General features: G+C 65.6%; 6 protein-coding genes and 1 pseudogene. 2 read left to right on the top strand and 5 right to left on the bottom strand.

The annotated features are described in order from the left end of the window. Positions 1-1,980 (top strand): CHASE domain-containing protein (locus BI344_RS20765; protein WP_139167095.1); only part of this gene is annotated, 1,980 nt, incomplete at its 5' end. Positions 1,981-2,032: 52 nt separating this feature from the next. Here BI344_RS20765 and BI344_RS20760 read toward each other — a convergent pair. The 5 genes and pseudogenes from BI344_RS20760 to BI344_RS20740 form a co-directional block, all read right to left on the bottom strand. Beyond that, positions 2,033-3,349, bottom strand: coding sequence for an MFS transporter (locus BI344_RS20760; protein WP_071114702.1), 1,317 nt, complete (start codon positions 3,347-3,349; stop codon positions 2,033-2,035). A 68-nt stretch (positions 3,350-3,417) separates the two neighbouring features. Continuing rightward, on the bottom strand, positions 3,418-4,719 hold the full coding sequence (locus BI344_RS20755) for a NupC/NupG family nucleoside CNT transporter (RefSeq protein ID WP_071114701.1): 1,302 nt from the start codon (positions 4,717-4,719) through the stop codon (positions 3,418-3,420). A gap of 197 nt (positions 4,720-4,916) precedes the next feature. Next, the gene (locus tag BI344_RS20750) at positions 4,917-6,170 is read right to left on the bottom strand and encodes a methyl-accepting chemotaxis protein (RefSeq protein ID WP_071114700.1); all 1,254 of its coding nucleotides are present in this window, start codon (positions 6,168-6,170) and stop codon (positions 4,917-4,919) included. A gap of 111 nt (positions 6,171-6,281) precedes the next feature. Further along, positions 6,282-6,449: a cbb3-type cytochrome oxidase assembly protein CcoS gene (ccoS, locus tag BI344_RS20745; RefSeq protein ID WP_071114699.1), complete on the bottom strand. Its 168-nt coding sequence runs from the start codon at positions 6,447-6,449 to the stop codon at positions 6,282-6,284. Further along, a pseudogene (locus BI344_RS20740) lies at positions 6,449-8,885 on the bottom strand (heavy metal translocating P-type ATPase). Before BI344_RS20740 ends, ccoS begins: the two are co-directional and overlap by 1 nt. 144 nt (positions 8,886-9,029) lie before the next feature. Here BI344_RS20740 and BI344_RS20735 point away from each other — a divergent pair. Further along, positions 9,030-9,848: NAD(P)H-quinone oxidoreductase (locus BI344_RS20735; RefSeq protein ID WP_071114698.1), on the top strand; the 819-nt coding region annotated here is incomplete at its 3' end.

Genomic DNA, 9,848 nt, shown 5'->3' with positions numbered 1-9,848 from the left:
GCCAAGAGGACTTCTATCGCTTCGCCAGCGCTGGTGGCGAGGCGGCCCCTGTTCCAGGGAATAGGCTGGGCGCCGCTGTTGTTGCAATCCGGGCGCCAGGTCTATGAGGCGAAATACGGATTCATACGGGAGAAAACCGAGCCCGATGGGCGCATCGTCCGCGCGGGCACCCGGCCGGAGTACTACCCGGTTACCTTTCTCGCCCCCAGGGAGGAAAACAAGAATGTATGGGGGTTTGACATGTGGTCGGAGCCCAAACGGCGCGATGCCATACGCCGCGCGCTGGCCAGCGGCCAGCCGCGCATCAGCGAGCCGCTGATTCTGGCCCAGTTCAACGATCGCTCCGGCAGCGGGGTGTCGATGATCATTCCGGTGCAGGGCATGCGCGGCGGGGTGGTGGTCGGCGGCATCAATGCCGCTCGGCTGGCGACACGCGCCTTGCCTGGCTTGAAGGAAAAGGGAGTCAGCCTGCAACTGGAGGATGTTACCGATCCGCGGCGCTCGGTCGGCTTGGTGGCACCTGAGGAGGCGGCACCGGGCGCGGCGTCGCTGAGCCGGACGCTGGACGTGGGCGGACGGGTGTGGCGGGTCACCTTGCGGGCGCTGCCGCGCTATATCGAGGCCAATGGCAGCCATGCGGTCTCGCGGCTGGTGCTGCCGGCCGGAGTGGCGTTCACGGTCTTTCTCGGCATTTATCTCAATCTGCTGATAAGGCGCAGGGAAATGGCGGAAGAACTGGCAGGCAAGAGCACCCGGGCGCTGCAGCAGAGCGAGGAACGGTTCCGGATGTTCGCCAGCATCGCGTCGGATTGGCTGTGGGAGGTGGACGCCGACGGGCGGCTCAGCTATTGCTCGGAGCATTTCAGCGAGCTGACCGGCATTCCCATGGGCAAGCTGCTGGGGCGCCGCTGGTGGCGGCCGTTGCGGTCAAGCCGCGAGAAAAACCGCTTGTTGTCGCGACTGTTGGCCGAGCGTCGGGAGATACGCGATTTCGAGTTCAGCTACCAGAAGCCTGGAGGGGGGCGCCAGTGGATAGCCATCAGCGCCTGCCCGCTGCTCGCGGCCGATGGGAGCTTGCGCGGCTATCGCGGGGTGGGGCGGGATGTGACGGAGCGCAAACGGGTGGAGCAGGAGCTGCACAGCCACCGCAATCATCTGCAGGAGCTGGTGGCGCTGCGCACCGCCGACCTGTTGCAGGCCAAGGAGGAGGCGGAGCGCGCCAATCAGGCCAAGTCCGAATTCCTCGCCAATATGTCGCATGAGCTGCGCACGCCGTTGCATGGCATCCTCAGCTTCGCCGAGATCGGCTGCGGCAAGGCGATGCAGGTGCCGGCCGTCCGGCTCAAACGTTATTTCGAGAATGTCCACGCCAGCGGAACCCGCTTGCTGGCCCTGCTGAACGATCTGTTGGACCTGGCCAAGCTGGAGTCCGGCCGGATGGTGTTGAGTCGGGAGGAGGTGGATCTGGCGGAACTGGTCCGCCAGATGACTCAGGGCGAAGAGGGCAGGATGATGGAGACCGATATCGGCCTGCGGCTGGAGCTGCCGTCGGCGCCGCTGCCGGTCTGGGCCGACCGCAAGTGCATGCAGCAGGTGCTGGCCAATCTGCTGTCCAATGCGATCAAGTTCGCCCCGCCGGGCAGCCGAATCACCGTGGAGCTGCAGCGCTTCAGTTCCACGATCACCCTGTCGGTAGCCGATCAGGGGCCTGGGGTCCCCGAGGCGGAGCTGGAGCGGATTTTCGAAAAGTTCGTGCAGAGCAGCGCCACCGCCAACGGCTCGGGAGGCACCGGGCTTGGGTTGGCGATCTGCCGGCAGATCGTGCTGGCTCACTCGGGCAGCATCTATGCGGAAAATCTGCCGGCCGGCGGAATCTGTTTCCTCGTTTCGCTGCCGGATGCGAAAAACGGCAAGGCCATAGACAAGCTGTCGCGGCTGGTAGGCGAGCGGGTGCAGGAGGCGCACGAAACCGGCGAGTGAATGGGCGGACAGGCGGAAAAACGGCGGCGTTTGCCCTCGTCGTCGTTTCCGCTCAGGCGTTGCCGCCAAACAGCGGCGCGATCCAGCTGAAGCGCTGGCGCCAGATCACCGGCGCGCGCCAGGCCAGGTGAGCGGTGGCCAGGACATTGAGCAGCGCCACCGCCAGCAGCAGCATCGAGATGCTGTCGAACCATTTGAGCATCAGCGCGCTGCCGATGGCGGCCGCCACCATGTAGAAGCCGTTGATGATGTTGTTGGCGGCCACCGCCTGCGAGCGGAACTCGTCCGGGCTGCCGGTTTGCAGCCAGGTGTACAGTGGCACGGTGAAAAAGCCGCCGAAGAAGCCCAGCAGAGTGACGTCGACAATGCTGCGCCAGCTGCTGGCGCGGGCCAGGAACTCGGTCAGCGTGGCCAGCGCGCCTTGGTGGTGGGGCATCGCGCCCAGCGCCAGGTCGCCGCCGAATACCGTCATGCCGACACTGCCCAGCAGCACGATGCCCAGTTGCAGCTTGCCGTGCGACAGTTTGGCGCACATCACCGATCCCAGGCCTATGCCGATGGAGAACAGCGCCAGCAGCAGGGTGTAGACATCGGCGTCGCCGCCCAGGTGCAGGCGGGTGAAGGTGGGCAACTGGGTAGTGTAGACCGCGCCCATCAGCCAGAACCACGAAATGCCAAGAATCGAGCAGCGCACGTCATGGATGCGCCAGGCCTGGCCCACCAGGTCCACCGAGTCCGCCAGGAAGTTCCAGGACAGTTTCAGCTGCGGAGCGCCCGGCGCCACCGCCGGCATGGCGGTGCTGCTGAAAAAACCCAGCAGCGCGGTCAGCAGCAGTGCGCCTATGATCAGTAGCGAGCCGTTGTGGGTGAATACGCTGCCCAGCAGCTGCCCCAGCAGGATGGCGAGGAAGGTGCCCATTTCGATCAGGCCGGTTCCGCCCACCAGCTCGCCCTCGCGCAGGTATTGCGGCAGCACCGAATATTTCATCGGGCCGAAGAAGGCGGAGTGGGTGCCCATCATGAACAGCGACGACAGCAACAGTCCCGCCGACTGCCACATAAAACCCGCGCCGGCCAGCAGCATGATGGCGATCTCCGCCAGCTTGATCAGCCGGGCGATGCGCGCCTTGTCGAAGCGCTCGGACAGTTTGCCGGCGCTGGCGGAAAACAGGAAGAAGGGCAGGATGAAAATGCCGGCCGCCAGATTGACCAATTGTTCCGGCGGCATGCCGGCCAGCGTCAGGCCGTGAAAGCTGATCAGCACCACGATGGCGGTTTTCAGCATATTGTCGTTGAAGGCGCCCAGGAACTGGGTGCCGAACAAGGGCAGGAAACGCCGGGTGGCGAAGAAGGAAAAGTCGGCTTTCACGGATCACCGTAGATGGAAAAGGCGGGAATCGCATGCTAGCCGATTCCCGCCTGGCTGTCAGGCCCGGATCAGAACAGCGACAGCCACAGGCCGGTGGTGGAAGCGGTCATGAAGCCGGTCATGATCGAGGCCAGCAGCGCGCGCATGCCGATCTGGGCCAGCTCTTTCTGCCTCTCCGGCGCCAGCGCGCCGATGCCGGCGACGCAGATGCCCACCGAGGAGAAGTTGGAGAAGCTGGCCAGCGCGAAGGTGGCGATCATCACGGTTTGCGGCGACAGCGTGCCGGCGGCCTTCATCTTGGCCAGGTCCAGGTAGGCGATGAACTCGTTGAGCACGATCTTCTGCCCGAGCAGGCTGCCGACGCCCAGGGTCTCGTCCCAGCCGATTCCCATCAGGAAGGCGAACACGCGGAATACCTGGCCCACCAGGTATTGCAGCGTCAGGCCGTCGAACATGCCGTGGGTGGAGACGCGGATGGAGGAGTTGACGCCCAGGAGCTCGCCCAGTCCGTCTTTTACCGCGTAGTTGGCCAGCGCGATCAGCGACACGATGGCCAGCAGGATGGTGGCCACCGCCGCCGCCATCTTCATGCCGTCCAGCGCGCCAGTGACGATGGCGCCGACGAAGTTGCCGTCCTGCTTCTCCTGCCCTTGCTTCAGCTGGCTGCACGACATCTGCTCCGGGCTGACCTCCGGGAACATGATCTTGCAGAACACTGCCGCGCCGGCCGCGTTCATGCAGGAGGCGGTGAGCAGATAGGTGGCGAACCTCGCCTGTTCAGCCAGATCCGCGCCGCCGAGGAAGGCGACATAGGCCGCCAGCACGCCGCCGGACAGTGTGGACATGCCGGCGATCATGATGCAGGCCAGTTCCGAACGGGTCATGTGCCGGATGTAGGGCCGCACCAGCAGCGGGGCCTCGGTCTGGCCCAGGAAGATGTTGGCGGCGGTGACCACGCTCTCCGGCCCGGACAGGCGCATGCTGCGCTTCATCAGCCAGGCCAGCACGGCGACGACGCGCTGCAGGATGCCGAAGTGGTACAGCAGGGCGGTGAGGGCGGAGAAGAAGATCATCACCGGCAGCACCATGAAGGCGAACAGGAAGCCCAGCTTACCGCCCGGGTTGGCCAGGTCGCCGAAGATGAAGCGGGCGCCTTCGCCGGCGAAACCCAGCACCTTGGCGAAGCCGGAGCCGAAGGCGTCGAAGCCGTGGCGTACCGCCGGCAGATAGTTGATCAGCAGAAACAGGCCGCTCTGGATGGCCAGGCCGATCAGCACGGTGCGCCAGTTGACGGCGCTGCGCTGGGTGGAAAAAGCATAGGCCACGCCGACCAGCAACAGCATGCCGGCGAGTGCTTGGATGGTATTCACGGACGCCCTTCAGGATTGGAACAGCGATGGAGGCGCATGCGGGCCCGGCGTGGCGGCCGAGTCAACGCGCGCGCCCCTGTCTGGACGCAGGCTGCGGCCAAGAAGGCGCGCGGCTGCTGGGGAGCTGTTGGCGAAAAAGAGGGCGATTATATAAGCGAAGGGTAAATTGTCAATTTCTTATTGACCACGTGGTGCGGCTAGGACGGCTTGACGCCGCCGCTGGCGTCGCGGCCCTTGACGGCCGCCAACTGCAGCTCCTGGGGGCGGGCAACGTTGCGGCGCTTGTCGTTCCGCATGGCGTCGCCGGTGTCGAAAGCCTCCAGGCCCTGGCAAAGCTTGATGGCCAGCTTGCGCAGGTCGTCCGGCGAAACCGACAGGATGCGGTTGGAGTCCAGCGCGTCCTGATTGAGCTGGATCAGGATGTCGCCGGAAGCCTTGGAAGCCTGCACCGAGGCGTTCTGCTGCAGGATGGCTTGACTGATGGCTCGCGAAGACTGGTTGATGCCGTGAATGGACAGGGTGATGTTCTCCAGTTTTTCACGCGAGGCGCCAGCGTGGGTGGCGGCGGTGTCGGCGTGCTGGTTGGACGCCTGCATCGTTTCCGCCACTTTCTTGGTTCCTTGTTGCACTTGCAGCATGATGCTCTGGATGCTGCGGGTGGCTTCCTGGGTGTTGTGCGCCAGTTTGCGCACCTCGTCCGCCACCACGGCGAAGCCGCGGCCCATTTCTCCGGCGCGGGCGGCCTCTATCGCGGCGTTCAGCGCCAGCAGGTTGGTTTGGTCGGCGATGTCCTGGATGGTCTCCAGAATATTGCCCACCTGGCCCGACGCATCGACCAGCGCCTGCACCTCCTGGGTGGATTTTTCCAGCAGCTGCGCCATTTCGGTGACGCCGTCTATCACCACCATGGTGGTGTCGCGGCTCTCCTGCATGTCGCCGCTGGCGCTGTGGGTGGAGCCGGTAATCTCTTCCAGGTGCGCCTGCAGCTGTTGCGCCTGCTCCATCATGGTGTTGATGGCGCCAAGCAGAGCTTGGCCGTGATTGGCCTGCAACAGGCTTTTCTGCAGCATGGAGCTGTAGGTGTCGGTCAGCTCCTGCGCCATCGGCATCAGCCGCACCGAAGCCCCGGCGACATCGCGGAGCGCGATGTGGGCGCGCTCCAATAGCCGGTTCAGTTTGCCAATGGCATGGCGCAGCGGGGTATTTTCAGCCGGCAGAGGCAGGGGCTGGCCAAGATGGATGGGCGTGTCGGCCAGCAGCTGGTCCAGGTGCCGCTCGATGTCCTGCAGCGGCTTCATCAGGCTGCGGTGGTGCAGCCATTGGTTGAGGGCGAGGGCGAGGATGCCGCTGACGCAGCCGCTGAGCAGCAGGGCGAAGCTGGAGGCCTGGGCTTGGCTGAACGCCAGCGCGGACAGGATGCAGACGGACATCGAGATCAAGAATGTGCGCATGGGGCTCGCTCAATAGGCTAAGTAGTAACACGTAGACTGGTTATAGGCAGTAATTCGTCTGCACAAAAGCCGCATTCTACGATTGCGAACGCGGCCCTTTTTTCCCCTTGTCTACTCTTCTTTCTCCTCCTGGCGGGGCGAGTCGTCGTCCATCAGGATGCGGTGCGCCGGGCCTTCCATATCGTCGAACTGGCCGGAGCGGGTGGCCCACCAGAAAATGGCGCCGATGACGAAGGCCAGCACCAGACTGAGGGGGATGAGCAGGTAGAGGCTTTCCATCAGTTCTTCCGTTTGACGAGGCGCAGCGCGTTGCCCACCACCAGCAGCGAGCTGAGCGCCATGCCCAGGCTGGCGAGCCAGGGCGTGACGTGGCCGAGGATGGCCAGCGGCAGCGCCACCAGATTATAAGCCGCCGCCCAGCACAGATTCTGCCTTATCACCGTCAATGTGCGGCGGCTGACGCCTATGGCCGCGTCTATCAGACCAAGCTGGTCCGCGATCAACACCATGTCGCCGCTGGCGCGCGCCACGTCGGTGCCGCCGCCCATGACGATGGAGACGTCGGCGCGCGCCAATACCGGCGCGTCGTTTATGCCGTCGCCGACCATCAGCACCCGTTTGTCCTGCGCCTGCAGCGCGCCGACGTAAGCAAGCTTGTCTTCCGGCGCGGCGCGGGCGCGGCGCCGCTTTATGCCCAGCTCCTGCGCCAGACCGGCGACGGCGCTGTCGCCATCGCCGCTGAGCAGATGCACCGCCAGGCCTTGTTGCCGCAGTTGCGCGATCAGCGCGGCGGCCTCCGCGCGGACGGCGTCGCCGATGGCGAAGCGTGCCTGCACGCCGTCGGCGTTGGCCAGCAGCACCTGGCTGCTGCCGGCATGCCAATCCTGTTCATCGCTCACGGGCTGACCCAGCCAGGCGGAGATGAAGGGCGCGGAGCCCAGCCGCCATTCGCGTCCGTCCAGCATGCCAGCCACGCCATGGCCGGGATGGTTGAGCAGCGATTCAGCCCGTGGCGCAGTTGTGTCCTTGGCCGCTTGCAGCAGCGCCTGCGCCAGCGGGTGTTCCGATCCCTGCTCCAGCGCGGCGGCCAGCGCCAAGGCGGGTTCGCGGCCCAGGCTGCCTGGGGCCGCGATATCCAGCAGCCGCATTTGGCCGTGGGTGAGGGTGCCGGTCTTGTCGAATACCACGTCGGTGACTTTTGCCAGTGTTTCCAGCGCGTGGCCGCGGGTGGTGAGCACGCCCAGGCTGGCCAGATGGCCGCTGGCGGCGGTGAGCGCAGCCGGGGTGGCCAGCGACAGCGCGCAGGGACAGGAGATCACCAGCACCGCCACCATGACCCACAGCGCGCGCTCCGGTTCGATGAAATGCCAGCCGATATAGCTAGCGGCGGCGGCGATCAGCAGCAGCGCCACGAACCAGCTGGCGAAGCGGTCCGCCGCCACCGCCAGCCTGGGTTTCTCCGCCAGCGCCCGGTCCAACAGGCGGACGATGCCGGCCAGCCGGGTGGATTCGCCAACCTGATCCACTCGCAAGATCAATGGGCTGGCGGTGTTGACGCTGCCGGCGATGACGGCGGCGCCCGGGCTTTTGCCTATCGGCCGGCTTTCGCCGGTGAGCAGCGCTTCGTCGCTTGCGCTGCGGCCGTCCAGTACCGTGCCGTCTACCGGTATGGTTTCGCCGGCTTTGACCAGAATCACGTCGCCGGGGCACAGGCTGGCGACGGTGGCCTCGCGGCTATCGCGGCTGGCGGGCCAGCCTGCCAGCCGGTGGGCGAAGGCCGGCACCAGTCTGACCAGGCTCTCGCTGGCGGCGCCGGCCTTGCGGCGGGCGATGGATTCCAGATAGCGGCCGCCCAGCAGCAGGAACACGAACATCGACACCGAATCGAAATAGATGCCGTGCTCGTATTTGTGGAGCAGCGCCCAGAGGCTGGCGAAGAATGCCGTGAGTATGCCGATGGTGACCGGTGTGTCCATGCCGACGCGGCCGGTTTTCAGGTCGCGCCAGGTGGCGCGGTAAAACGGCAAGGCCGAGTACAGCAGCACCGGCAGCGTGAGGATTAAGCTGGCCCAGTGCAGCAGCCACAGCAGGTCGGGCGCGATGTCGCCGTCCGGCGCCAGGTATACCGGCACCGCGTACATCATCACCTGCATCATCGATAAGCCGGCCACCCACAGCCGGCCCAGCGCCTGTTTGCGCTCTTTCTGCTGCAAGGCTTCCTGGCGCTCGGCGTCGTAGGGGTGGGCGCGATAGCCGATGGCGGCCACCGCCTCCAGAATGGCGGGACAGCTGGATTTTGCCGTTGTCCCAACGCACGCGGGCGCGCTGGGTGCTGTAATTGATGTCCACTGCCACCACGCCCGGCAACTGGCGCAGATGCTGCTCGTTGAGCCAGATGCAGGCGGCGCAGCTGATGCCTTCCAGCATCAGCGCGGCTTCGCGTACCTGATTCTGGTCGATATGGACGAAACTGCGCTGCAATTCGTCGGAATCGTACAGCCGGATCTGTTCCAGCAGGTTCTGCGGCAGCGCTTCGGCGCGGGCCGAATCCTGGGTGCGGTGCTGGTAGTAGTCCGACAGGCCGGAATCGATGATGGTGACGGCCACCGCCTGGCAACCGGCGCAGCAGGCCGCCTCCTCGCGCTGGCGGTAGCGGATGGGGAAGTGGGAGCCCGCCGGAACCGGCAGGCCGCAGTGGAAACAGTTCTCGCTCATGACGGGGCATTGTAATCAAAGCCGGCCGCCATTGCTTGATCCAGCTCATGGCATATGTCGCCGTACTCGATTATTTCGCGTAGAGGCTTGGACTGGCGGAGACTGGCCGCATTTGTCGGATATCAAACACGGAAGGGAATCGCGATGAAAATGCAGGCGGTGGCGCAGCAGGCGCCGGGCGGCGTGGAAACGATGGAGTTGGTCGAGCGGGATCGGCCGCAGGCGGTGCCTGGCAAGCTTCTGGTGCGGGTGATGGCGGCGGGGGTTAATCGCGCCGATCTGATGCAGCGCGAGGGGCGTTATGCGCCGCCGCCGGGCGCCAGTCCGCTGATGGGGCTGGAGGTGGCCGGCGTGGTGGAGGAGGTGGCCGGCGAGTCGAACTTTCAGCCGGGCGACGCGGTGTTCGGCCTGCTGGAGGGCGGCGGCTATGCCGAATATGCGCTGATGGACGAGGCGCTTGCCATTGTCAAGCCGGACCCTTTGTCCTGGGTGGAGGCGGCCAGCCTGCCGGAGGCGTGGATGACGGCCTGGTTCAATCTGGCGGAAAAGGCCGGCGTCAGGGCCGGCGACAATGTGCTGGTGCATGCCGGCGCCAGCGGCGTCGGCGTGGCGGCCATCCAGGTGGCCGGTTTGCTTGGCGCGCAGGCCTTCGCCAGCGCCGGCAGCGCGGACAAGCTGGCCTTCTGCCGTGAATTGGGCGCGGCGCAGGTGTTCAACTACCGTCAAGCGCCGGCCTTCGGCGAGCTGGTGAAAAGCTGGGGCGGGGCGGACGCGGTGCTGGACCCGGTGGGCGCCAGCTACCTGGCGGAAAACCTGCAGGCGCTGAATCCGGATGGCCGGCTGGTGAATATCGGTTTGATGGGCGGGCTGAAGGCCGAACTGGATTTCGGTCGCTTGCTGATGAAGCGCATCAGCGTGATCGGCTCCACCTTGCGGCCGCAGCCGCTGGAAACCAAGGCGCGG

Origin of the sequence: Chromobacterium sphagni (assembly GCF_001855555.1) — a bacterium.
In the GTDB taxonomy this organism is placed as follows: domain Bacteria; phylum Pseudomonadota; class Gammaproteobacteria; order Burkholderiales; family Chromobacteriaceae; genus Chromobacterium; species Chromobacterium sphagni.
Note: the sequence above shows the minus strand (reverse complement) of the source record. Positions and strands in the feature narration are given on the sequence as shown.

Coding starts and splice junctions, on each gene's coding strand:
- BI344_RS20750 (WP_071114700.1), bottom strand. CDS start 6,170: ATGCGCACATTCTTGATCTCGATGTCCGTCTGCATCCTGTCCGCGCTG.
- ccoS (WP_071114699.1), bottom strand. CDS start 6,449: ATGGAAAGCCTCTACCTGCTCATCCCCCTCAGTCTGGTGCTGGCCTTC.